The organism is Lacrimispora sphenoides JCM 1415, assembly GCF_900105615.1.
In the GTDB taxonomy this organism is placed as follows: Bacteria; Bacillota; Clostridia; order Lachnospirales; family Lachnospiraceae; genus Lacrimispora; species Lacrimispora sphenoides.
Window position 1 is genome coordinate 217,292 of record NZ_LT630003.1, and the last position, 23,447, is coordinate 240,738.

At 43.9% G+C, this 23,447-nt stretch carries 21 protein-coding genes; 16 read left to right on the plus strand and 5 right to left on the minus strand.

All coding sequences use genetic code 11. From position 1 onward, the window contains the following. The first annotated feature begins 1 nt into the window (after position 1). Positions 2 to 964, plus strand: coding sequence for an AraC family transcriptional regulator (locus tag BMX69_RS00900; protein WP_100041282.1), 963 nt, complete (start codon positions 2 to 4; stop codon positions 962 to 964). Here BMX69_RS00900 and BMX69_RS00905 read toward each other — a convergent pair. Both BMX69_RS00905 and BMX69_RS00910 read right to left on the minus strand, forming a co-directional pair. Continuing rightward, on the minus strand, positions 961 to 2,862 hold the full coding sequence (locus tag BMX69_RS00905) for a DUF5696 domain-containing protein (RefSeq protein WP_100041283.1): 1,902 nt from the start codon (positions 2,860 to 2,862) through the stop codon (positions 961 to 963). The genes BMX69_RS00900 and BMX69_RS00905 overlap by 4 nt on opposite strands. Positions 2,863 to 2,942: 80 nt before the next feature. Continuing rightward, positions 2,943 to 3,887, minus strand: coding sequence for an AraC family transcriptional regulator (locus BMX69_RS00910; protein ID WP_100041284.1), 945 nt, complete (start codon positions 3,885 to 3,887; stop codon positions 2,943 to 2,945). Between the two features lie 446 nt (positions 3,888 to 4,333). On the opposite strand from BMX69_RS00910, the gene BMX69_RS00915 reads away from it, so the two are divergent. The 10 genes from BMX69_RS00915 (at position 4,334) to rhaD (ending at position 14,059) form a co-directional block, all read left to right on the plus strand. After that, the gene (locus tag BMX69_RS00915; protein WP_100041285.1) at positions 4,334 to 5,614 is read left to right on the plus strand and encodes a Gfo/Idh/MocA family protein; all 1,281 of its coding nucleotides are present in this window, start codon (positions 4,334 to 4,336) and stop codon (positions 5,612 to 5,614) included. A 64-nt stretch (positions 5,615 to 5,678) separates the two neighbouring features. Next, a complete protein-coding gene (locus tag BMX69_RS00920; RefSeq protein WP_100041286.1) occupies positions 5,679 to 6,974 on the plus strand; it encodes an ABC transporter substrate-binding protein in 1,296 nt (431 codons plus the stop codon). An 8-nt stretch (positions 6,975 to 6,982) separates the two neighbouring features. After that, positions 6,983 to 7,891, plus strand: coding sequence for a carbohydrate ABC transporter permease (locus BMX69_RS00925; protein ID WP_100041287.1), 909 nt, complete (start codon positions 6,983 to 6,985; stop codon positions 7,889 to 7,891). Positions 7,892 to 7,905: 14 nt separating this feature from the next. Continuing rightward, entirely contained in the window at positions 7,906 to 8,733 is an 828-nt protein-coding gene (locus BMX69_RS00930) for a carbohydrate ABC transporter permease (protein WP_054790686.1), read from the plus strand. A 225-nt stretch (positions 8,734 to 8,958) separates the two neighbouring features. After that, positions 8,959 to 9,378, plus strand: a complete 420-nt coding sequence (locus BMX69_RS00935) for an RrF2 family transcriptional regulator (RefSeq protein WP_100041288.1) — start codon at positions 8,959 to 8,961, stop codon at positions 9,376 to 9,378. Positions 9,379 to 9,647: 269 nt separating this feature from the next. Beyond that, the gene (locus BMX69_RS00940) at positions 9,648 to 9,881 is read left to right on the plus strand and encodes a hypothetical protein (protein ID WP_054790689.1); all 234 of its coding nucleotides are present in this window, start codon (positions 9,648 to 9,650) and stop codon (positions 9,879 to 9,881) included. A gap of 249 nt (positions 9,882 to 10,130) precedes the next feature. Then, positions 10,131 to 11,564, plus strand: a complete 1,434-nt coding sequence (gene rhaB / locus BMX69_RS00945) for a rhamnulokinase (RefSeq protein ID WP_100043737.1) — start codon at positions 10,131 to 10,133, stop codon at positions 11,562 to 11,564. A gap of 23 nt (positions 11,565 to 11,587) precedes the next feature. After that, positions 11,588 to 11,902 carry an L-rhamnose mutarotase gene (gene rhaM, locus BMX69_RS00950; RefSeq protein WP_100041289.1) on the plus strand — a complete coding sequence of 105 codons (315 nt, stop codon included), beginning with the start codon at positions 11,588 to 11,590 and terminating at the stop codon, positions 11,900 to 11,902. Between the two features lie 65 nt (positions 11,903 to 11,967). After that, complete coding sequence (locus BMX69_RS00955; RefSeq protein ID WP_054790690.1) at positions 11,968 to 13,218, plus strand: L-rhamnose isomerase; 1,251 nt, start codon at positions 11,968 to 11,970, stop codon at positions 13,216 to 13,218. A 13-nt stretch (positions 13,219 to 13,231) separates the two neighbouring features. Next, positions 13,232 to 14,059, plus strand: a complete 828-nt coding sequence (gene rhaD, locus BMX69_RS00960; RefSeq protein WP_054790695.1) for a rhamnulose-1-phosphate aldolase — start codon at positions 13,232 to 13,234, stop codon at positions 14,057 to 14,059. Between the two features lie 114 nt (positions 14,060 to 14,173). Here rhaD and BMX69_RS00965 read toward each other — a convergent pair whose 3' ends face one another. Then, positions 14,174 to 15,139 carry an IS3 family transposase gene (locus BMX69_RS00965; protein WP_054792199.1) on the minus strand — a complete coding sequence of 322 codons (966 nt, stop codon included), beginning with the start codon at positions 15,137 to 15,139 and terminating at the stop codon, positions 14,174 to 14,176. After that, positions 15,136 to 15,813, minus strand: coding sequence for a helix-turn-helix domain-containing protein (locus BMX69_RS00970; RefSeq protein ID WP_054792198.1), 678 nt, complete (start codon positions 15,811 to 15,813; stop codon positions 15,136 to 15,138). Before BMX69_RS00970 ends, BMX69_RS00965 begins: the two co-directional genes overlap by 4 nt. A gap of 572 nt (positions 15,814 to 16,385) precedes the next feature. Here BMX69_RS00970 and ltrA point away from each other — a divergent pair. Together ltrA and BMX69_RS00985 are read left to right on the plus strand one after the other, a co-directional pair. Continuing rightward, positions 16,386 to 17,669: a group II intron reverse transcriptase/maturase gene (gene ltrA, locus BMX69_RS00980; protein WP_054792197.1), complete on the plus strand. Its 1,284-nt coding sequence runs from the start codon at positions 16,386 to 16,388 to the stop codon at positions 17,667 to 17,669. A gap of 354 nt (positions 17,670 to 18,023) precedes the next feature. Continuing rightward, a complete protein-coding gene (locus BMX69_RS00985) occupies positions 18,024 to 18,746 on the plus strand; it encodes a GntR family transcriptional regulator (protein WP_100041292.1) in 723 nt (240 codons plus the stop codon). 64 nt (positions 18,747 to 18,810) lie between these two features. Here BMX69_RS00985 and BMX69_RS00990 read toward each other — a convergent pair whose 3' ends face one another. Continuing rightward, entirely contained in the window at positions 18,811 to 19,896 is a 1,086-nt protein-coding gene (locus BMX69_RS00990; protein WP_100041293.1) for an aspartate aminotransferase family protein, read from the minus strand. 698 nt (positions 19,897 to 20,594) lie between these two features. Here BMX69_RS00990 and BMX69_RS00995 point away from each other — a divergent pair. From BMX69_RS00995 to BMX69_RS01005, 3 genes are read left to right on the plus strand one after another with little or no spacing between them, the layout of a single operon-like run. Next, the gene (locus tag BMX69_RS00995) at positions 20,595 to 21,542 is read left to right on the plus strand and encodes an ABC transporter permease (RefSeq protein ID WP_100041294.1); all 948 of its coding nucleotides are present in this window, start codon (positions 20,595 to 20,597) and stop codon (positions 21,540 to 21,542) included. A 9-nt stretch (positions 21,543 to 21,551) separates the two neighbouring features. Further along, a complete protein-coding gene (locus BMX69_RS01000; RefSeq protein WP_330387575.1) occupies positions 21,552 to 22,433 on the plus strand; it encodes an ABC transporter permease in 882 nt (293 codons plus the stop codon). A 30-nt stretch (positions 22,434 to 22,463) separates the two neighbouring features. Beyond that, entirely contained in the window at positions 22,464 to 23,447 is a 984-nt protein-coding gene (locus BMX69_RS01005; RefSeq protein ID WP_054792169.1) for an ABC transporter ATP-binding protein, read from the plus strand.

Genomic DNA, 23,447 nt, shown 5'->3' on the forward strand with positions numbered 1-23,447 from the left:
GATGAATCAGGAAATCTTAGACCGTCTGGGAGTCATTACAGACGAGGAACGGGAAATCATAAACGGACGGACAGAAATTGACCGCAACCGGTATACCGAGGGGCGGGATCTGGTCATTGACAGCAAAAAGATGCTGGAGCATGGGAAAATGATCAGCATCAGGCCTCACACCAGATTCGTCCATTTCCCAAAGCATAAGCATAATTACATTGAAGTGATCTATATGTGCAAGGGAGAAACGGTCCATTATATTGATGGGGAAAAGGTGGTTTTAAAGACAGGGGAGCTGCTGTTTTTAAACCAGCATGCCACCCAGGAGATCCTTCCGGCAGGAGAGAAGGACATTGGAATAAACTTCATTATCCTGCCGGAGTTTTTTGATACTGCCTTTGAAATGATGGGAGAAGAGGAAAACCTGCTGCGGGATTTCCTGGTAGGCTGCCTCTGCTTTGATCCCCGTTACGCCAGCTACCTCCATTTTCAGGTGGCAGATGTGCTGCCGGTCCAGAATCTGGTGGAAAACATGGTGTGGACCCTTTTAAGCGATCAGCCTAATAAAAGGAGCATTAACCAGGTTACCATGGGGCTTTTGTTTCTTCAGCTCATGCATTATACGGATAAGATCAGCCATACTTTAGAAAGCTTTGAACAGAAGCTTATATTTCAGGTACTCACCTACATTGATGAAAATTATAAGGATGGAGAGCTGACTGAGCTTTCGGCCCTCTTAAGTTATAACATTTACTGGCTGAGCCGGGCGATAAAGCGATTGACCGGCCGGACCTATAAGGAGCTTTTGCAGGTAAAGCGGCTGAATCAGGCTTCTGTCCTTCTTTTAAACACCAGGCTTTCCGTAACAGATATCTCCATAGCGGTAGGGTATGATAATACCAGCTATTTCCACAGGATCTTCCGGAACTATTACGGAATGTCCCCAAAGGAATACAGAGCTTTTAACACTTAGGAGATCACTTTTTCAGTTCTGATCTCATAGGTTCCCTGAAGAAGGTCGGCTTCCACTGCGGTGCCGTCAGAAAAAGTGGTACGCTGCCGGAATGGGTCCCCGTCAATAAATTCATGGGAGAGCATTTCACACATGGCGACCCTTTCGTGAAGGGAAGCGACAATGCCGCAGCGGGCTGCCATTTCTTCCTCTGAGAGGGTTTGATGGCCGCCAAAAGAGCCGTCAATGTTCTCATAAGCTCCATCCCGGATAAAATACGGGGCGCCGCCGTTTAAGAGAGCATAAAGCATGAAGTCCTCTTTTTCGTATTTTTCCATCATCCACGGGATGATCAGACAGTCATGATAAACCAGGTTAAAGAGAGGTACAGGGATTCCCTGGCGATCAGCCCCTGGCTCGTGCATCATAAAGGAATAGGGGGCATAGTGGCAGAACACAAGACTTTTTACAGACCAGTCCGTCACTTCCTCGGAACTTGGAAGGATCCCTTTGGAAAGCAGGTATTCAAAGCAAAGGCTACGGTAATCCAGACATTCCTTCCGGTTGATCCGGTGCCATGGGTGGTCGCATTCGTCAGGTTCATTGCACGTAAACACATCTAAGTAAGCACAGTCTAATTCCACACCGTTCTTCTTGATTTCAGTAAAATTCCTTTTTACATAATAGGGAGCCTGAGTGGCACACAGATAGGTCTGAGGTCCGCCTGCCCAGTTAGCATGCTCCGTAAGAGTTCCGTCAGGCTTTTGCGCTGCAAAATTCTGGTCAAAGGTTTTGGCCCTGCTGTAATAATCCCGGTACTGGTCATGGATGCCAAAGGAATATCCGTACCCGTGCATGGTATCCGCAAGCTCCTTCATCTTTTCCCAGCCTCCAGCCTCTTTACAGGCGGGAAGGTAGTCGGGATGCTGGTTATCATAACCTGGCTCCGCCCAGCCATCCAGATGGAGATACAGCTTTTTAAGCCCCAGATCCTTGTGGAAATGATGGATCTCACCGGTTCGTTTCTCAAAGCTGTATACATGGTTATTTTTGTCCGGGTTTTCCGGGTCAAAGAAGCGGGAATCCGGCATGACCTGGGTTTTGATTCCCTTATGGATAAAGGAAGCACCGACCAGCTTATGAACAGGGGCCTTGGCCGCCTTTTCTTTCAGAGAACAGAAGGTGCCCTGTTCCTTTACGTAGGTCCGGTAATGCTTGCAGATATCATTGTAATCACAGTCTGGCAGAAAGGAATACCGCATCGTCCTGCGGCCATTCATCCTGCCCAGGCTTGGCAGCCACTTGATGCCGGTGTGGGTATAGGGGCCCTTTGCCGGATGCTCCGCATAATAAGCGGCATCCCAGGGCTGTTCACAAATGGCTAGGTAGCCGCCTCCCTCCTTTACCTGTCCAAACCATGGCATATAAGAGCCGGCTGTGCACATCATGCCGTCAAAGGGCAGCTTTTCAAGTGCCGTTTCCCAGGTATTTGGGATGAGAAGCCCTTGCTGGATATTTAATAGAGTATACCAGCGGTCACTTTCTTTTTCAAATTCCATGTATCCGGGCCAGTATATTTCTGAAACCGGAAGGCTGCTTTCTGTCAGAGGGATCCATTCAAAATGAACGTCTTCCGTGGCATACTCGATCCATGTGACCGTTTCAAAGGCTAGTTCAAGATCCATGCCGTCCAGCTGAAAGCCCTGGTAGTGGCTGATGATTCCTTCCCCTATTCCTGTTTTCCATTGCCTATGAGTAATGGAAGCGGCACCCTGGAAATAGACGGTCTGTCCGCCTATTACAAGGCGGGGCCTGTATTCTTTGTCCCATTTCCAAAGCACATTCCCATGCTGAATGGAAAAAAGGAGGGAGCTTTCCTCAAAGCTCAAGGCTGTTTGGTTGAATATAATATCGTGCATTGTCCATCCTCCACTGTATTGATGGTTCTAATATAGCACTTTTTCAGAAAAAAGCCTTACGGAATCATCACGGAAGCTTGTCAAATCATCCGGTTATCCTCTTTTCTTTTCTTACTTGCATTTGTGATTTCATTGGAATATTTTTTTACGGAATTAAAATATTCCAAAGGAGACATTCCGGTTGTTTTTTTAAACTGCTTGGAAAAATACTGCAGGGAGCTGTAGGAAAGGAAATATGCAATTTCCGTAAAGTTCATGTTGCCATCCCGCATGATCTCCTTAGAACGCTCGATTTTCATTAAATTGAAATAGTCGATAGCCCCGCAGTTTTTTTCTTTGTGAAACAGGGAGTGAAGGGTGGAACGGCTTATAGAGAATTCGTTGCAAATGGTTTTTATAGTAAGGTGTTCGCAGATGTGAAACTCCATAAACTGAATGATCTGTTCCAAATGGCTGGAATTGGAGGAAAGGACCATCTGCTCGGTCGGAAGGTTATGGATCGGTGTACCGCCTTCTTCAAAATGATTCCGCTTCACGTGGATCAGGAATACTTGTAAGTATAATAGGATGAGCTGGGCGGCTCCGAATGGCGGGGAAGGGGCCAGCTCCACCTTTTCCACGGAAGGAATATGAAGGGGAGTGGAAAAGGCCTGTTTCGCTTCTGCAATAATCCTGGAAATGAGGAATCGCTCTTCCTGATTTAAGGAGCAGGATTTCTCTTCAAAAAACCTCATGCTTTCGCTGGAGCAGCGGAAGGACATGGCTACCAGATTGGGAGCCTTGTTTCCGGACGCTTTTAAGGCATGGAATTCATTTGGCTTGTGAAAAATTACGTCTCCGGCTTTTAGCTGATAGATGGATTGATTTGCCTGTACGGTAATTTCCCCCTTGTCCACGTAAAGAAACTCCCAAAAATCGTGGGATTCTCCCGAAAATACAAAATCCTTCATGTATTCAAAATAGTGGATGGTTATGATCTCATGGATTTCAAATTCGATGGTTAGTGCTGTGCTGCAATATGCCATTTGAAATACCTCCTTTGAACTTTATGGTAGCATGAAATGAAGCCGCTGGCAAGAATGGTTAATTTGATAACAAGACAGGACAATCCTGCAATTCAAACCCATTGAATTAGAGTATAATGAATAAAATATTAATTCGCCAATGGAGGCATTCATCGATTCGTATGGATGCCTCTTTTTATATTTTTTGTTAAAATCCGTTGAAATAACCTAATGATGGAATATTTTACAGGATGATTTGTGCACAATAACTGCAAAACAAGGAATTTGGCAATGAGTCTGGATAATAGTATAAGCATATCATTCCGATTCATTATATAATTATGATACATTATAAAAAGAACCAAGATAGAATGAGCGCAAGAGAGTGCAGATGAGTTTGCTCATCGGCGCGAAGGTTGAATGTCGATCATGAATCGCAGGTTCATGATACAGGAGGGGAAGATCATATGAAACGAATTACAGTTGCCATTGCGGGCCTTGGAAGCAGAGGCAAAGATAACTATGCACCGGTTGCAAAGCTGCTTCCTGAAAAGATGGAGATTACTGCCATAGCGGACATTGTTGAGGAAAAGGTAGAAGAGGTATCCAGGGAATACGGAGTGCCAAAGGAACGGTGTTATTCCAGTGCAGAGGAGATGCTGAAACAGGAAAAGCTTGCTGATGTGATGTTCATCGCCACACAGGACAGACAACATGTGGGCCATGCGATTCCGGCCCTTGAAAAGGGATATGATCTTTTGCTGGAAAAGCCGGTTTCACCGGATTTAGACGAATGCAGAGAGTTATTAAAGGTTGCCGGCGAAAGAGGCCGGAAGGTGGTAGTCTGCCATGTTCTGCGGTATACTCCTTTTTACACAAAGGTAAAAGAACTCATCGATTCCGGAGTGATCGGAGATGTGGTCACTGTTATGGGGATTGAAAATGTAGGCTACTGGCATCAGGCCCACAGCTTTGTCAGGGGAAACTGGAGAAACTCAGAAGAGACCAGCCCCATGATCCTTCAAAAGTGCTGTCATGACATGGACCTTTTATTGTGGCTGACAGGAAAGACCTGCGAATCCGTGACCTCCTTTGGAGGCACCTATTTATTCAAGGAGGAAAAAGCGCCGGAGGGTGCGGCAAAACGCTGTCTGGATGGATGTGCTGCCAAGGCGGAATGTCCCTTTGATGCAGAAAAGATTTACATAACCAATGAAAAAACCGGCATTGCCCATGGTAAGTCTGACTGGCCATGCAACGTGCTTACCCTTCATCCTACGGAGGAATCGGTTATGGAAGCCATAAAGACCGGTCCTTACGGAAGATGTGTATACCATTGTGATAACAATGTGGTGGATCATCAGGTAGTAAATTTAAATATGACTGACGGCTCTACCATCAGCTTTACCATGACAGGCTGTACAGAAGAAAATTCCCGTTTTACCAGATTTATGGGAACAAAGGGAGAAATTGAAGCAAGTCTTCACTCCAATTTCATAACCGTAAGACCATTTGGTAAGGAACAGGAAGTCATAGACATTTCCAAATTGTCCGATGACTTTTCCGGCCATGCCGGAGGCGATAACCGGATGGTGGAGCAGTTACTTGATATGGTCAGGGAAGGAACCGAACCGAGTCGATCCATGACCACACTGGATAAATCCCTGGAAAGCCACTATATTGCCCTGGCGGCGGAACAGTCCAGAATCTCGGGAGGAAAGCTGATTCACTTAGAGGATATTCGTTAAAGGGATATGCAGGCATATCCGCTTAATGTATAAAAAATATCAATAAAAAAGGAGAGAGCAGATTATGAAGAAAACGAGAGGAACCAAAGTTCTGGCAATGGGAATGGCACTTGCCATGGCGGCAATGAGTCTTACGGGATGTGGCGGCGGAGACAAGGCTTCTGGAGGAGGCGCTACGACTTTAAGCTTGGGAATATGGGATGAAAAGCAGCGCCCTGTCATGGAGTCCATGATCCAGGCCTACCAGAAAACTCATGAAAATGTAAAGATTGATATCCAGCTTACCCCTTATAAGGGAGGCGAATACTGGACCAAGCTGGAGGCTGCGGCAACAGGCGGAACAGCACCGGATGTATTCTGGGTCAATGTACTTCACGCAGAGGATTACTATGACGGAGGAATTCTTCTGGATTTAAATGATTATTTGAAAAAATCAGACCTGGATCTAGACAAGAATTTTCCGGAAGCCCTTGTAAAGGCTTATAACTTTGAGGATAAGCAGATCGCAGTACCAAAGGATTTTGATACCAATGCTCTTTGGTATAACAAGGATATCTTTGATAAGGCAGGAGTGGCATATCCAACCGATGACTGGACCTTTGATGATCTTGCAAAGGCATGTAAGGAATTAAAGGCAGCAGGTCTTGACTCAGGAGCATATCCTTTTGCCTGCCCTATCGATTTCCAGACATGGTATTATCCAACCGTATATGCGGGTGGCGGCTGGATTTTAAATGCTGACAAAACAGAAACCGGTTATACAGATCCTAAGACCCAGGAAGGAATCCAGTGCTGGATCGATCTGATCAATGAGGGATATTCCCCATCAGCAGCCGCATTGTCAGAAACCACTGCCGATGCCATGTTCGAAGGCGGACAGCTGGCAATGGTTTTAGCAGGCTCCTATATGACACCGGAGTATACTTCTAATGATGCCATCAACACCAAGATCAACCTGGTAGAATTCCCGGAATTTAACGGAAAAGAGCCAAATATCATAAACGGACTTGGTTATGCCGTGTTTGCAGGAAGTAAAAATAAGGACGCAGCAGCAGATTTTGCATTATGGCTTGGAAGTGAAGAGGCCATGAAGATCCAGGGAGAGAGCGGAGTCGTTATTTCCGCACGGAACGATGCCCAGAAGTATTTTGCCGATTCCAACAAGAATTTAAACCTGGCGGCTTACACCAATCATTCCGGGGAAGCAAATCCCCTTCCTGTATGCAAATCTGTGGCAGAGCTCTATGATATAGAAGCAGAAGCTTTGAAGGCAGCTTATTCCGGCGATAAGACTTTAGCGGATGTATGCAGCCAGCTTAAAACAGACGCTGATGCGATTTTAGCAAAAAATAATAAGTAGGTGTTTATATGCAGGGTACGACAAAAAAGAAAATAACTAAGCGGCAATGGAAAGAATGGGGAGAGGGGTACTTATTCATAACACCCCTGTTGCTTGGAATCTTCGTATTTTATATTTTTCCCTTTATTCAGAATTTCTGGTTCAGCTTTAATGAAGTGAATAAATTCAATGTAGCCACCTTTTATGGCCTTAACAATTATTTGGAAATGTTTAAGGATAAAGAACTGTGGAACTCTCTTGGCAATACACTTCTCTACGTCGGGATCACCGTGCCCCTGGGCCTTATGTTATCCTTGTTTGTAGCTGCCCTGCTCAATACGAAAATCAGGGGAACTTCTTTTTACCGGACCATCTATTTTCTGCCATCCGTGACCATGTCGGCCGCGGTGGCAATGGTCTGGAAATGGATTTATAATGAGCAGTACGGTCTTTTAAATGCGGCGTTAAAGGCTGTGGGCTTTGCTCCTCACGGCTGGATCACCGACCCCAAAACAGCTTTGTTCATGATTATGATCGTTGGGATATGGGGAACTGTAGGTTATAACATGATCATTCTTTTAGCAGGCATGCAGGGGATATCAAGATCCTATTATGAGGCGGCATCTGTGGATGGGGCAAGCGGCATTCATCAGTTTTTTAAAATCACAATCCCCATGCTGTCACCGACCATATTTTTCGTCATGATCACCTCTATCATCAGTGGATTTCAGGTGTTTGATACCATTTATATGATGGTTGTAAAAACGAATACGGCCTATCGAAGCACCCAGACCCTGGTCATGATGTTCTACCGGAATGCCTTTGATTATGGCCATAAGGGCTATGCAGCAGCCATATCCATTTTGATCTTTTCTATCATCATGCTGGTTACAGTGATTCAGATGATAGGACAGAGAAAATGGGTCAATTACGACTAAGGAGGTGAAGCCGGATGATGAAATCGAGCAGACGTAAAAAACTATTGATCCACCTGATACTGATCGCAGGAATCGGTATTACCGTGCTTCCATTTCTTTGGATGCTATGTACCTCATTTAAAACAAAGGGAGAATCCATGATGATACCTCCCACGATTCTGCCGGAACGATTTGTCACAGAAGCCTATCATAATGTTCTGACCGCCCTTCCTTTTGGAAGAATTTATATGAACACGGTATTTTCTACGGTTATAACGGTTGCGGGACAGGTAGTGATCTGTACCCTGGCTGCATATTCCTTTGCCAGGATTAAGTTTCCGGGAAGAGATATCCTGTTTTTGCTGGTGCTTTCCGTCCTGATGGTACCGGGACAGATCTTTCTGGTACCTCAGTACCTTATCGTGCAGAAGCTGGGGCTTTTGGACACCATGTTTGCACTTTTTCTGCCAAACTTATTCAGTGCCTTTGGAACTTTTATGATGAGGCAGTTTTTCTTATCCCTTCCTGATGAACTGGAGGAAGCAGCCATACTGGACGGGTGCGGCAGGATCCAGATCCTGACCAGGATCATGGTCCCACTGGTAAAATCAGGAATTGTAGCCCTTGTGATTTTCACGGCAAAGTTTGCCTGGAATGACTTTATGTGGCCTTTGATCGTAAATACGACCACAACAAAGATGACCCTGGCTCCGGCACTTTCCACGCTTCAGGGACAGCATACCAACGATTATCCTGCACAGATGGCTGGCGCTGTTCTGGCTGTCATCCCAATGGTTGTTTTGTTCTTTGTTTTCCAGAAACAGTTTATTGAAGGAGTGGCCCATACGGGAGTAAAAGGTTAAAGGACCGGCAGGGAATCGATTTAAGAAATGATAAGAGGATTGTTTGAAACAGGGAAAGGAAAGCGGATCATATCCGTTTTCCTTTCCTTTTAATTTATGGGCTTTCGTCTATTGAACATTCTACAATTGAAAAACAGTATATAATTATGTTACAATACCGATGCATTCTTAGGTGTTCCCAGCATTATATTACGATAAATGTAAATATCTTTAAGGAGAGATGCAATGAAATTACAAATCACAACAGATTATGCAATTCGAGTCATCATTTATTTAGCCCAGAATGAGGATAAAGTGACGACCGTAAAAGAAATGGCTGAGAGGCTGGGCATTACTGGTAATTATCTTATTAAAATTGTTACGCGTCTCAAACAAGAAGGTTACATAAAGTCTATACAGGGACCTGCCGGGGGATATTATCTGGTGAAAAAAACGGAAGATATTACACTGTATGATATCGTTCTGGTGATAGAGGGAGAAATTCGTATTAACCGCTGTCTGGAAGAGGACGGGTATTGCAGTAGAGATGCTTCGCAGTACTGCCCCGTACATAAAATTTTCGAGTCTGTCCAGAATGATTTGATTGCCAGTTTAAAAAGAGCAAAGATCAGTGAGATATTGAAAGCCGGGGATGAGATGCTTTAGGCGACGGCCGAAAAGCTTTTTTGCCGTTTAAGTCCGGGCGCTGGCTGCGAACTTTTTTTACAGTCTTAAGGGAAGGAAAGCGGATCATATCTGTTTTCCTTTCCTTTTAATTGATCCATAAAAAGACCTTTAAAACTCAAAAGCTTTCATAAAAGTTCTTCCTGGAAATTTTTCATTAATGGAGTTATAAAGTAATAAACAAATGAAACTATGCATATACTTGGTAATATATGGGTGATAAAAATATTTCTGTAAAGGAGAGAACCAGTATGCCAAGAGGAGTAAGAAAGACACCACTTGAAAAACTTCAGGAAGAATTAAAAGAGGTCCAGGAATCGATTCAGCAATACAAGAACAGTCTGGTAACTTTAGGCGAAAAAGAGAAAGATATTCAGGATAAAATAAAGCTGGAACAATTTAAGGAAGTATCAACAATATTGGACGAGCATGAGATGTCGATCATGGATTTAAAGGAATTGCTTATTTCATCAAAGGCAGAATGAAAAGCTTAGATGACCGAAGAACGGATATGCAAATAAGGACGCAGTTTAAGGCAAACAGCGTCCTTATTTTTTTTGCGGAAATCCGTTATGATTAAAGTAGAATAATCCTGCAGGCATACCTTTATGCCCGAAAAAACGGACAGGAAAGAAGGCATACCCTGCGGATATACCTTTACACCCGGTAAAACGGGGGGGCCCTGCCCGGAAAGCGTGGGCAGGGAAGAAGAAAATAAAGGGAGAGTGGTTTACATGGAGAAGTATTATCTTGCCGTGGACATTGGCGCATCCAGCGGCCGCCATATTCTTGGGACCGTAAAGGAGGGAAAACTGGTCCTTCAGGAGATTTACCGGTTTGACAATGGCATGAAACAAAAGGATGGGCATTTGTGCTGGGATGTGGAATCCTTATTTCATGAAATTAAAGAGGGCATGAAGCAATGCAGGAAGCTTGGGAAGATCCCGGCTGCCATGGGGATCGATACATGGGCTGTGGATTTTGTCCTTTTGGATGGAGAGAACCGGATCCTGGGAAATGCGGTTGGATACCGGGATGACAGAACAAAGGGAATGGATGAAAAATTATATGAGATCATTTCCTTAAAAGATTTATATGGAAGAACCGGCATACAGAAGCAGATCTTTAATACCGTTTATCAGCTCTTGGCAGTCAGGGAAGAAAATCCGGAATATCTGGAGAAAGGGGAATCCTTCCTTATGATTCCGGACTATTTCCACTATCTGCTGACAGGGGTGAAAAAGCAGGAGTATACCAATGCAACAACCACCCAGCTGGTGAGTGCGGAAACCGGAACCTGGGACTATGAACTGATCCGGAAGCTGGGCCTGCCTGAAAGGCTGTTCGGGGAGCTTTCCATGCCGGGAACATCAGTGGGACCATTGGCAAAGGCCATTGAAGAGGAAGTGGGATTTACCTGTCAGGTAGTCCTTCCGGCAACCCATGATACCGGCGCTGCCGTCATGGCAGTTCCACTGGATCCGGACGGAGAGGATTCCATGGACGGTCTCCTTTACATCAGCTCAGGAACCTGGTCTCTGATGGGAACGGAGCTTCCTAAGGCGAATTGCACCATGGAAAGCATGGAAGCAAATTTTACCAATGAGGGCGGCTATGATCACCGCTTCCGGTATTTGAAAAATATCATGGGACTTTGGATGATCCAATCTGTGAAAAAGGATCTGAAAGAAAAGGGAGAGGCTTACTCCTTTGCAGAGCTTTGCCGGATGGCCTCTGAGGAAGCGATCCCTTCCATTGTGGACTGCAATGATTCTGTATTTCTGTCTCCAGAGAGCATGATCATGGAGGTGCAGGATTTCTGTGGAAGGTCTGGGATGGCGGTGCCAAAGACTCCGGGACAGATCGCGGCAGTCATATACAACAGCCTTGCAGTCTGCTATGGAAATACGGTAAAGGAACTGGAATCCATCACCGGAAGGACCTATCCGGCTATCCATGTGGTAGGAGGAGGCTCCAATGCGGAGTATTTGAACCGGCTGACGGCAGACCGCACAGGTCGGACCGTTTATGCCGGACCGGGAGAGGCCACTGCCATCGGAAATCTTTTGGCCCAGATGCTGGCTGCCGGAGAATTTGAGAGCTTAAAACAGGCAAGGGAGGCAGTATACCGGTCCTTTGCCGTAAAGGAGTATAAGCCAGGGAATTAGTTGGCGCAGAATGGAGGGAATTCATGATAAGAAAATCTTTTATAATGTACTTAAATGAAGGAATGGCCGAAGAATACGAGAAAAGACACAATTTGCTCTGGCCGGAAATGAAGGACATGATCAGCCGGCACGGGGGACATAATTACTCTATTTTCTTAGATGAGGAAACCAATGTCCTCTACGGATACATTGAGATCGAGAATGAAGAGAAATGGGCAGAATCGGCGGATACGCCCATCAACCGGAAATGGTGGGATTATATGGCTGACATTATGAAGACCAACCCGGATAACAGCCCGGTTTCTATCGGCTTAAAGCCTGTATTTCATTTAGACTGAACGTTATCATAGGAAGCCCCGGCCTTAAAAGCCCGGGCAGAAATTAAGAAAAGGAGAAGAGAGCCATGACAATAAAAGAAAGATATGAAGCAGCAAAGGAAGCATACAAGGCCGTTGGTGTTAATACAGATGAGGCGCTGGAGGCACTGAAGAAGATTCCTATCTCCATGCACTGCTGGCAGGGGGATGACGTAATAGGATTTGACGGAGCCGGCGGGCTCTCAGGCGGCATTCAGACGACTGGTAATTATCCTGGACGGGCCAGAAATCCTCAGGAGCTGATGAATGATATGGACAAAGCGCTGAGCCTGATTCCTGGAAAACACAGGATTAACCTTCATGCAAGCTATGCCGTATTTGAAGAGGGAGAATGGGCGGACCGTGATCAGCTGGAACGGTCGCATTTTGCAAAATGGGCAGAATTTGCAAAGGAAAGAGGGATTGGCATTGATTTTAATCCCACCCTGTTTTCTCATCCAAAGGCAGAGAATGCCACCTTGTCCAGTGAAGACGAGGAAATACGCAGCTTCTGGATCAGACATGTAAAGGCGTGCATCCGTATTTCCGAATATTTTGCGGTTGAGCAGGGAACTCCATGTACCATGAACATCTGGATTCCTGATGGTTTTAAGGATATTCCGGCGGACCGTACCTCCCCAAGGGCGCGGTTAAAAGATTCTCTTGACCAGATCCTTTCCATGGATTACGATAAAACCAAGGTATATGTAGCCGTGGAATCCAAGGTGTTTGGAATCGGTGTGGAAAGCTGTACGGTTGGTTCCCATGAATTTTATATGAATTACGCTTCCAAGAATGATATCCTATGCCTGCTGGACAGCGGCCATTATCATCCAACGGAGGTGGTTTCCGATAAGATATCCTCCATGCTCCTGTTCTTTGACAAGGTGGCCCTTCATGTGACAAGGCCGGTGCGGTGGGACAGCGACCATGTGGTGTTGTTTGACGATGAGACAAAAGAGATTGCAAAGGAAATCATCCGGGGCGGAGCTGACCGCGTTCTTTTAGCCCTAGACTTCTTTGATGCAAGCATCAATCGCTTAAGCGCCTGGATCGTGGGAATGCGCAACATGCAGAAGGCGTTGTTAAATGCCCTTCTTCTTCCGAATGAAACGCTTGCCTTGTTACAGAAGGAACGAAAGTTTACGGAGCAGATGATGCTTCAGGAGGAGCTTAAGCTTTATCCTGTGGGCGATGTATGGAATTATTTCTGTGAGATAAACGGAGTTCCGGCAAAGGAAGACTGGTTTGAAGAAATACGCAGCTATGAAAAAGAAGTGCTGCTTAACCGGGAATAAGGAGAAAAAGAATATGAATATTTTAGATACTGAATTTGTAAAAGGCTTTATCCGCTTATGTGACGACGGATTCCGCCAGAACTGGCATGAGAGAAACGGCGGCAATTTAAGCTACCGCATCAAGGAGTCAGAGGTAGAATCAGTGAAAGAGAGCTTTACGGATAAGAATCCCTGGCAGCCCATCGGAACCTGTGTAAAGGGTCTGGCAGGAGAGTATTTCATGGTGACGGGAAGCGGGAAGTATTTCCGCAACGTGATCCTGGATCCGGAAGCCAATACCTGTATCATTGAGGTGGATGAAAGCGGTGAGAATTACAGAATCCGCTGGGGATTAGTAAACGGCGGGCGTCCCACCAGCGAGCTGCCTTCCCATCTTATGAACCATGAAGTAAAAAAAGAGGCTACATCCGGTAAACACAGGGTGATCTACCATGCCCATCCTGCCAATGTAATTGCCCTTACCTTTGTTCTTCCATTAGAGGATAAAGTCTTCACCCGGGAATTATGGGAGATGGCAACAGAATGTCCGGTGGTTTTCCCGGACGGCGTAGGTGTGGTTGGCTGGATGGTGCCAGGCGGACGAGACATAGCAGTGGCAACCAGTGAGCTGATGAAGAAGTACGATGTGGCTGTATGGGCTCATCACGGCTTATTCGCTTCCGGAGAGGACTTTGACCTGACCTTTGGTCTTATGCATACGGTAGAAAAGTCTGCAGAAATCCTTGTTAAGGTGCTTTCCATCCGTCCGGATAAGCTTCAGACCATCACACCTCAAAACTTCCGTGACCTGGCGGTTGATTTTAAGGTGAATCTGCCGGAAGAATTTTTGTATGAAAAATAACCTGTAAAAATGGCACTGGAGAGCGTAAGTGATATGCCCCCTGTCAAGTAGACAGGATAAATATCTAAAATGAAGTGCCGAAAAACGATCACACATATTTGTGTGGTCGTTTTTCTATGCACACCATTTCTCTTTATATTTCTCAATTCGTTTGTTTTCGGGAATCGGGTATTCTTTTGGCCTTTCGGAAGATAGCGCTTCGGTTCTTACTTCCAACGGTGTTTTACAATGATATCTATCTTGAGGACGCTCTTTCCTATAAAACCTTATATAATCCTTTATTGCATATCTCAATGATGCTTCATCCATGATTTCATACATTTGGTACATCTCTGTTTTAATGATACCCCAAAAGCCTTCTGTAGGACCATTATCAATACAGTGACCAACTCTGGACATTGATTGTTCCATTTCCTGAACTTTTAGTTTATTTTGGAATACTTTACTTGTATATTGAAAGCCTCTATCACTATGAAAAATAGGTTTTGCATGGGGATTTGAAGAGATTGCTTTATCAAATGTTTTAAATACCAGCTTGCTATCATTCCTGCTACTGATTACATATGAAACAGGATACCTGTCATACAGATCTATGATTGCACTTAAATACAATTTCTTTCTTTCGCCGGGTACTTTGAATTCGGTTACATCTGTTGTCCACTTCTCATTTGGAGCTGTTGCATAGAAATCTCTATTAAGCTTATTCTCAGATATTGTTTCAGGTGTAGATGAATTATATTTCTTCTTTTTCTTCCTGATGACTGAATGTATGCTTAACTTCTTCATAATCCTGTGTACTCTGTTTTGGCTATAGTTGGTATGATTGAAGTTATTAATCCATGAAGTCATTCTACGATAGCCCAGGATATGGCGAAAGCGTTCGTCGTATTCTTTGATAAGTTCTGCAAGCTCAATATTTCCTAATTCCTGTTCCGGAGTCTTACGATGTAACCATTTATAATAAGCTGCCCGGGATATTCCAAGCTGTTTACACATCCATTCGATACTCCATTTCTTTGTTTCATGAAAATATCCAACAGCTAAATATTTTGTTTCGTAGCGCAGTTTGCCAAGTCTCACATCCCTTCGAATTCTTTCACTTTTTTTAACAATTCAACTACCATATCTTTTTCTTCAAGTTGGCGTTTGAGCCTGAGATTTTCCCGACGCAAACGTTCTAATTCACCTACCTCATCATCGGTTTTATGGCGACCACGTTTATCTGATAATCCCTCTTCTCCATTAGCGTCGTACTTTTTCACCCAGGAATAGACCTGACTGTATGAAACATCATAGATGCTTGCAGATTCTTTATAATCACGATTATGTTTAAGACAGTATTCAACGATTTCTTTACGTTCTTCAATAGATGTTCTTCTTCTTGCTTCTGCCATATAGACCTCCTTTTTAGGATTATAATCCTTAAGTTCTCTATTGGCATTATAACGCTTTATCCAGTTTCTGAGTACCTCTCTGGAAGATATATTGTATTTAGCAACGATATCATCTACACTTCCTTCGCCTGATAAAACAGCTTTAACACATATAATTTTAAAATCAGATGAATAGGAAGTGTTACCTGATTTGTGAGCGAATGCTGCAATTCCATAAATCGTATATTTTGAAATCCATTGTCTTAAGGTTTTACTTCCAATGTTATATTTAGCAGATATATAATCGTAGGAACCAACTCCATCAAGATACTCCTGTGAAACCTTTGCACGGAATTCAGGAGTATGTGGTGATTTTGCCATAAAATAATCCTCCATAAGTAGATTTTGGTTATTTACCATGTCTACTTATGGAGGATCATATCAAAGCTTTCCGGTGTCTTTTTGTTTGCGCGCCATGGGCGCGCTCTTATGGGTGCAAGTCCCAAACATGCCCAGGTAGTGGGAAATGTATAGCTAAACAGCAAGGGTGTCCATCGTGAGGTGGAATCTGAAGGAAGCTGTAAGCAAACCTCTGGTCTGACGGACAGAAATCGCATATAAGGCTAGGCTTTGAGAGATAAGTTGGCAAAAGACAACGAAGTCTAATAACTACCACATTTGTAGAAGCAGAGTAAATGCGGCGGATATATGGAGGGAAAGAGCGTACACCTTAAGCGTGGAGGTCTCACAGCGGTTTCATTAGCCGAGTAACAACGAACTGTGAGAAGTCAGCCGAGTCCATAGTAGTGAAGAAGTTTCTGTAATGGAAATGGAGCGAAGGGGCGAACAATCAATCAGTTGGAGTAGGTCTCGTATTGCAGAAATGACAACATCTGCCGTAATCAATCGGGATAATGGTGGTCAAATTTAGCGAGACGGAAAGGAAACAATGCATGGACACAAGTAGTCTAATGGAGCAGATACTAAGTAAAGAAAATCTTAATACAGCATATCTGCAAGTTGCACGAAACAAAGGTGCAGAGGGCGTGGACGATATGAAGTACACAGAACTCAAGGAACATCTTGAAAAGCACGGTGAAACCATTAAGGAACAGTTGAGAGCAAGAAAATATAAGCCTCAACCAGTACGCAGAGTAGAAATACCAAAGCCAGACGGTGGTGTCAGAAACCTAGGAGTAGCAACAGTAACAGACCGATTCGTACAACAAGCAATAGCACAGGTATTAACACCAATCTATGAAGAACAGTTCCATGACCATAGTTATGGATTTAGACCTAATAGATGTGCTCAACAAGCGATCATCACGGCACTTGATATGATGAATGATGGAAGCGCTTGGATTGTGGACATTGACTTGGAAAAGTTCTTTGATACAGTAAATCATGATAAGTTAATGACCTTAATAGGGAGGACAATCAAAGATGGCGATGTTATTTCTATCATCAGGAAGTTCTTGGTTAGTGGAATCATGGACGATGATGAGTACAAGGAATCAGTGATAGGAACACCACAAGGTGGCAACCTTTCACCACTTCTTGCAAATATCATGCTGAATGAACTTGACAAGGAGATGGAACAAAGAGGACTGAACTTTGTTAGATACGCAGACGATTGTATTATCATGGTCGGAAGCGAAATGTCTGCGAAGCGAGTGATGAGAAATCTCACGAAGTTTATTGAGGAGAAACTAGGTCTAAAGGTAAATATGTCAAAGAGTAAGGTGGATAGACCGAGCGGTCTTAAATACCTCGGATTTGGATTTTACTTTGACAGTAGAGCACATCAGTATAAAGCAAAGCCACATGCAAAATCAGTAGCGAAGTTCAAGGCAAGAATGAAACAGATTACTTGTAGAAGTTGGGGAGTAGGAAATGACTACAAAGTAAAGAAACTCAATGAACTTATCAGAGGGTGGATTAACTACTTCAAAATCGGAAGTATGAAAACGCTCTGTGCAAAGATGGATAACAACATTCGCTATCGACTGCGTATGTGCATTTGGAAACATTGGAAAACACCACAGAACAGAGCTAAGAATCTTATAAAATTAGGCGTACCGGGTTGGTCAGCATGGAAAATGGCATACCTACATGGATATGCAAAGCCAGCAAGATGTCGAGATGTACACCAAGCAATAAATAACAAGAGATTAGCCTCATTTGGACTAATCTCAATGTTAGATTACTACACCGAAAGGTGTTACTTGTTAAGTTGATTGAACCGCCGTGTACCGAACGGTACGCACGGTGGTGTGAGAGGTCGAAAATTTCTCAATTAGAGGAATTTTCTCCTACTCGATTATGGGGTTTAGCCTGTTGGGCGTAAGTGGCCTTCTCTTTAGGATAGATACGGTAGTTTTCTGGTTGAAAAAAGTAGATGATTGTAAATATGAATTGTGATATAATGAGTTAAAAAGTTATAAAAAAAAAGCTATAAAATATAAAGGCGATTCGTATCATCTGTGCAAGATTCACTAGGAGCGATGTGGATTTATGAATCCCAAATTAGTGCTAAGCGATGGGTGGTTCGCACAGGATAAGAAATTTTTAAGGAAAGGAAAATATGTAACATGGCAATAGATAAGAAAGGAAATCTTTCTCAATTCGCAGCCGATTATGTTCGCCAGGAGATTCTTCAGGGAAGGTTCAAGCATAAGGAAAAAATTGTAGAACAGGAGCTTGCAGAGAAATTAGGGATGAGCAGGGGACCTGTGCGGGAAGCGCTAAAAATATTGATGCACGAAGGTTTTGTAGAATATGAAGCCAATAAAGGCTGTACCGTGACTCTTCTCTCTCCTAAGGAAGCATATGAGATATTTTTTCTTAGGGGAAGTTTGGAAAAGATCGCGTTGGAATTATGCGACGGTCATCTTCTAAAAGATTGTATATTTCTAATGGAAGAAGCTCTGGAAGGGATGATCTGTGAGGATGAACTGGGGGACATGCCCCGTCTGGTTAGCTGTGACGAACTGTTTCATAAGCAGATTCTTAAGTCCGGTCAGATGGAACGGCTGATAAAGTTGTGGGAGAGTATGAGCCCCATGAATGGTGCCATGTTTCTGACTGCAAGAAACAGCAGGAATAACAGTGCCATGAATGAGCTTTTGAAGGAAAAGTATGTTGTTAATGGTCCAACATCCACATATGAAATTCACAAAGAACTTTTAGAAGTAATCAAGATGGGAGATTTGGAAAAATCCAAACAAGCACTGGATAACCACTACCAGGCAACCGGAGAGCGGATTTACCGTATTGGTATGAAGCTGGAGAATAAAGAGTTATTTTTTTCATAGTTATAATTGGCTGATAAAAAATCAGAGATCTTTTTGACCGTGGTCAGAGATCTCTGATTTTTTATTATTCTTTGGAATTTTTGGGATATTGATTCAGAATATGACAAATATACTGCATCTCCTTTCCCCCATATCTTTGATCGCAGGGCAGCGATAACACATGGTCATAGATATATGCCGCATCAGGATGGCCGGTTAATTGAACAGAAGAAGGAATCGGCCAGTATGCAGTGCTGCTTATACCGTTAGCCGTCAGATAGTCCTGGATTTGTTTCCGGTTTTTTGCAAAGAAAGTAAAGTGACTGGGGACAGTTTCTTCTGCAAGCTCAGGAAAGACTATGGTAAGATCCGGTGAGAGCATCAGGTGTTCCAGAAGATAACGATAATTTTCCCGGCGTTTCCGTCGGATGGTATCAACATCGATGTGTTTTATGATATTGATTGATTCCGGATCGCTTTCATAGGAGTCGAAAATCTGTCGGAGCATAATTTCCGCATCCCAGAATACCGAGGTTGCAGCAGCCAGTTTTTGGGTTGCTATTGGGTCAGAAGAATGACACCAGGTTTCTTTTTCAAGCATGGACGCTGTTCGCATAGCCAGGTGAGGGAAGGAGGGCTCCAGCAGCCTTTTTGTAAAGTGACCATGGGTTTTCATTGCAAAACCGCCTGAGGGAATACCGATCCATTTGCGCAGACTCCCGGCAATATAATCACAGCAGGGATCGATTCCGTTCCATGAAAGGATAGAATGGGTGGTATCCTCTATTATGCGGACACCACATTTCCTGCATAAATGAACAAATTCTCTGTCATAGGTGCAGAAACCATAATAACCACAGAGGGAAAGAACACTGATCTGATTAAGGACGGACTTATCAAATACCGGTGTCATCGACCGGTCAACATCATAAAAAAGCAGCTTATAACCAGCTTTCTTAAAAGGAGCCAGAACAGTCTCGCAGGTATAGATAGGAACGTAAGCAATTCGTTTATGGTCAGTCAACATAATGTCTTCAAGAGCATAATAGATGGCGCACCGGCCAGACATCAGGAAAGCAAGATCCCCTGAATCTGGACATAATTCTTCAAAAAAGTGGTTCTCTGTTTCTGCCAGCTGTTCAAAGCTGAAATAACCGCCAATATTTTTCATGTAATTTTCCTCTTTAAGTTAAATAGCATTTATTCATGCTTACTAAAAGCGCACGATTATTTTAGTTACGGTAATACTTAATAACCATTACTGATTACCTGATTACTTATTTAAAAATCAGTACCCACACACTTTAGTATAGCAGATACAGATATTGTACACAATAAAAATGTAAGTAAATAAAAAATATTGTTATACAATAAATAATATTGTTGACAATCATTATAGATTGTTTTATAATTTTCTTAACAAAATAGAAGGCGCAAAATCAATTTGATTTTGTTGATGAATGGAAATCAATAGTGTATGCTGTTAATTTCAATGTGCGATGACAAAGGGGTCACGTGCGGAGTCTGCTCAGGCAGGCTCTTTTTAATACCTACATATAAGCATTGACCGTTAAATTCTATCGTTAAAGTGAAATTTTTTAATGAAATGCAGAAGTGATATAGATAAATTACTCGATGAAAGACAACATTGAGATCATCAATCGCAGTAAAGTTATTCTTCCTGTTTAATTGATGATTTAATTCCTTTTACGTATTTTAGGGTGTATTTCAACTTCCGATATGGTGATTGCCTATCTGGATCGATCAATGGCAAGGAAATACACGAACCTACAACATCTTAAACCGCATAGCTTCTATTTAGAATATGTGAAGAAAAGCTATGACTATATAATTAAGAGGAGAAGGAGTATGTATAAGTACATGATCAAACGGCTTCTGATGTTAATCCCGGTCATTATCGGAGTCACTTTTATTGTGTTTTTCATCCTGAATCTGTCGCCAGGTGATCCAGCGGCGATTATTCTGGGGGATCAGGCCACTGCGGAAGCACTGGCTATGAAGCGTGAGGAACTGGGATTAAATGATCCTCTTCTGATTCGCTATGGGCGCTATCTGGTAAGGATGCTTCACGGTGATTTGGGAACATCTTACAAAAACAGTTTAAGTGTCTGGGATCAGGTGATCAGCCGGTTTCCAAATACAGCAATGCTGGCAGTTGCGGCGATTCTGGTGGCGTTGGCAATAGGGATCCCGGTAGGAATTATATCAGCCAAGAACCAATATTCAGCACTAGATAACATTTCTATGGTAACTGCTTTGATCGGGGTATCCATGCCCAGCTTCTGGATGGGACTTCTGCTGGTTATTGTGTTTGCCTTAAAGCTTGGCTGGCTCCCTTCCCAGGGCATGGGCCAGGGCCTTGCTCCGCTTCTTAAAAGTCTGGTTCTGCCGGCGGTTACCCTGGGAACCAGTGCGGCGGCAACCATTACCCGTATGACCCGTTCTTCCATGCTGGAGGTAATCCGGCAGGACTATATCGATACGGCTCGAGCCAAAGGTGTATCGGAAAAGATTATTACTTATCGTCACATGCTGAAGAATGCCATGATTCCGATCATTACGGCGGTAGGACTTCAGTTTGGTACTCTTCTTGGCGGAGCGATGCTGACTGAGACCGTATTTTCCTGGCCTGGTCTGGGACGGCTTATGGTAGAGGCAATTAAATCAAAGGATATTCCTCTGGTTTTAGGATCTGTGATCTTTCTGGCAGTAATGTTTACGGTTGTGAACCTGGCTGTGGATATTGTCTATGCTTTTGTAGATCCGCGTATTAAGTCCCAGTATAAGAGAAAGTAGGTGCGGCTGGTGGAAGGAAAAAAACAAAGATCTTTATGGGCTGAAGCCTGGAGACGTTTTAAAAGGAACCGTCTGGCAATGGCGGGATTGTGTTTTATTTTTTTGCTGATTATGATAGCAGTCGCTACTTCGGTAATTGACCTTGTTACCAATAAATCTTTTTACTTATCATATGTGGTTAAGCAGAATCTGACAGGCAGACTTTTACCACCAAGTCTGAACCATCCGTTTGGTCTTGATGAGTTTGGCAGAGACATGCTGCTACGGATGCTGTGGGCAACCCGTTATTCCCTGTTTATGGGAACCGTGGCAGTTTCCGTCTCCTGTATCTTTGGCGGGATGCTGGGGGCAATTGCAGGTTATTATGGAAAGGGTGCGGATAATCTGATTATGCGCTTCATGGATATTTTGCTGGCCATTCCCTCCATGCTGCTGGCCATCGCCATTGTTGCGGCTCTGGGAACCAGTCTGGTTAATGTTCTGCTGGCTATTTCCATTGCCTATATACCGACCTTTGCGAGAACGGTTCGGGCACCGGTTCTGACTGTGAAAGATCAGGAGTACATAGAAGCTGCAAAAGCGATCGGCTGCAGTGATTTAAGGATTATATTTAAATATGTACTGCCCAATTGCATGGCTCCGATTATTGTTCAGATAACATTAAGCATTGCCGGAGCGATTCTGTCCATTGCCGGTTTATCCTTCCTTGGTCTTGGAATACAGCCGCCAACGCCGGAATGGGGAGCCATGCTCTCCAACGCCAGAAGTTATATCCGTGATTCCTGGCATGTGACAGTGATTCCGGGTTTAGGGATCATGCTGACGATTCTGGCCCTGAATGTGGTGGGAGATGGTCTTCGTGATGCTCTGGATCCGAGACTGAAAGATTAAATCCTTAACAGGAGAAAGGCGGGACAACTTATGGCAGGCGGGACATTACTGGAAGTAAAGAATATGTCGATTCGGTATGAGACGGAAGACGGAGCCGTACAGGCGTTAAATGGTGTTGATATCAGGATTGGAGTGGGGGAAACTCTGGGGATTGTGGGCGAAACCGGTGCCGGAAAAACGACCCTTGCAAAAGGAATTATGCGTCTGATCCCCACACCGCCCGGAAAAATTATAAGCGGTGAAGTATTATATGGAGGAAGGAATCTTTTGTCTCTATCCTTAAAGGAGATGCAGGAAATCCGGGGACAGCATATATCTATGATTTTTCAGGATCCTATGACCTCTTTGAATCCGGTACTGACAGTTGGGGAACAGATTATGGAAGTGATTGCACAGCACAATCATCTGACTCCCAAAGAAGCGCAGAAGCAGGCAGAAGATATGCTGGAACGCGTAGGCATTCCGGCTGGACGGTTCTTAGAGTATCCCCATCAGTTTTCCGGCGGTATGAAGCAGCGTGTGGTAATTGCAATTGCACTGGCATGCAATCCGCGGCTTCTGATAGCCGACGAGCCGACGACGGCACTGGATGTAACGATCCAGGCACAGGTGCTTGATATGATCCACAAACTAAAAGCGGAGAATGATACGTCGATGATGTTAATTACCCATGATCTGGGGGTGGTGGCACAAAACTGTGATTACGTAGCGATTGTGTATGCCGGGGAGATTGTAGAATATGGAAATCTCCGGGAAGTATATAAAAATACCAGTCACCCGTATACCCAAGGTTTATTCGGATCGATCCCCAGTCTGACAGCGGATGTAAAGCGTCTTCAGGCCATTGAAGGGATGATGCCGGACCCGGCCAGAATGCCGAAGGGGTGTAAATTCTATGAGCGCTGTAAGTATTCAACCAAAGAATGTGAATCAAATACCCCTTTGATGACTGCGCTTGAAGGAACTCATCAGGTTCGGTGTTTCCGTTACAGCAATGGGCAGGGAGGTAATTAA

What these genes read in the sequence shown, in the direction of transcription:
- BMX69_RS00900 (WP_100041282.1), top strand. Translation starts at nt 2, where the DNA reads ATGAATCAGGAAATCTTAGACCGTCTGGGAGTCATTACAGACGAGGAA.
- BMX69_RS00905 (WP_100041283.1), bottom strand. Translation starts at nt 2,862, where the DNA reads ATGCACGATATTATATTCAACCAAACAGCCTTGAGCTTTGAGGAAAGC.
- BMX69_RS00910 (WP_100041284.1), bottom strand. Translation starts at nt 3,887, where the DNA reads ATGGCATATTGCAGCACAGCACTAACCATCGAATTTGAAATCCATGAG.
- BMX69_RS00915 (WP_100041285.1), top strand. Translation starts at nt 4,334, where the DNA reads ATGAAACGAATTACAGTTGCCATTGCGGGCCTTGGAAGCAGAGGCAAA.
- BMX69_RS00920 (WP_100041286.1), top strand. Translation starts at nt 5,679, where the DNA reads ATGAAGAAAACGAGAGGAACCAAAGTTCTGGCAATGGGAATGGCACTT.
- BMX69_RS00925 (WP_100041287.1), top strand. Translation starts at nt 6,983, where the DNA reads ATGCAGGGTACGACAAAAAAGAAAATAACTAAGCGGCAATGGAAAGAA.
- BMX69_RS00930 (WP_054790686.1), top strand. Translation starts at nt 7,906, where the DNA reads ATGATGAAATCGAGCAGACGTAAAAAACTATTGATCCACCTGATACTG.
- BMX69_RS00935 (WP_100041288.1), top strand. Translation starts at nt 8,959, where the DNA reads ATGAAATTACAAATCACAACAGATTATGCAATTCGAGTCATCATTTAT.
- BMX69_RS00940 (WP_054790689.1), top strand. Translation starts at nt 9,648, where the DNA reads ATGCCAAGAGGAGTAAGAAAGACACCACTTGAAAAACTTCAGGAAGAA.
- rhaB (WP_100043737.1), top strand. Translation starts at nt 10,131, where the DNA reads ATGGAGAAGTATTATCTTGCCGTGGACATTGGCGCATCCAGCGGCCGC.
- rhaM (WP_100041289.1), top strand. Translation starts at nt 11,588, where the DNA reads ATGATAAGAAAATCTTTTATAATGTACTTAAATGAAGGAATGGCCGAA.
- BMX69_RS00955 (WP_054790690.1), top strand. Translation starts at nt 11,968, where the DNA reads ATGACAATAAAAGAAAGATATGAAGCAGCAAAGGAAGCATACAAGGCC.
- rhaD (WP_054790695.1), top strand. Translation starts at nt 13,232, where the DNA reads ATGAATATTTTAGATACTGAATTTGTAAAAGGCTTTATCCGCTTATGT.
- BMX69_RS00970 (WP_054792198.1), bottom strand. Translation starts at nt 15,813, where the DNA reads ATGGCAAAATCACCACATACTCCTGAATTCCGTGCAAAGGTTTCACAG.
- ltrA (WP_054792197.1), top strand. Translation starts at nt 16,386, where the DNA reads ATGGACACAAGTAGTCTAATGGAGCAGATACTAAGTAAAGAAAATCTT.
- BMX69_RS00985 (WP_100041292.1), top strand. Translation starts at nt 18,024, where the DNA reads ATGGCAATAGATAAGAAAGGAAATCTTTCTCAATTCGCAGCCGATTAT.
- BMX69_RS00990 (WP_100041293.1), bottom strand. Translation starts at nt 19,896, where the DNA reads ATGAAAAATATTGGCGGTTATTTCAGCTTTGAACAGCTGGCAGAAACA.
- BMX69_RS00995 (WP_100041294.1), top strand. Translation starts at nt 20,595, where the DNA reads ATGTATAAGTACATGATCAAACGGCTTCTGATGTTAATCCCGGTCATT.
- BMX69_RS01005 (WP_054792169.1), top strand. Translation starts at nt 22,464, where the DNA reads ATGGCAGGCGGGACATTACTGGAAGTAAAGAATATGTCGATTCGGTAT.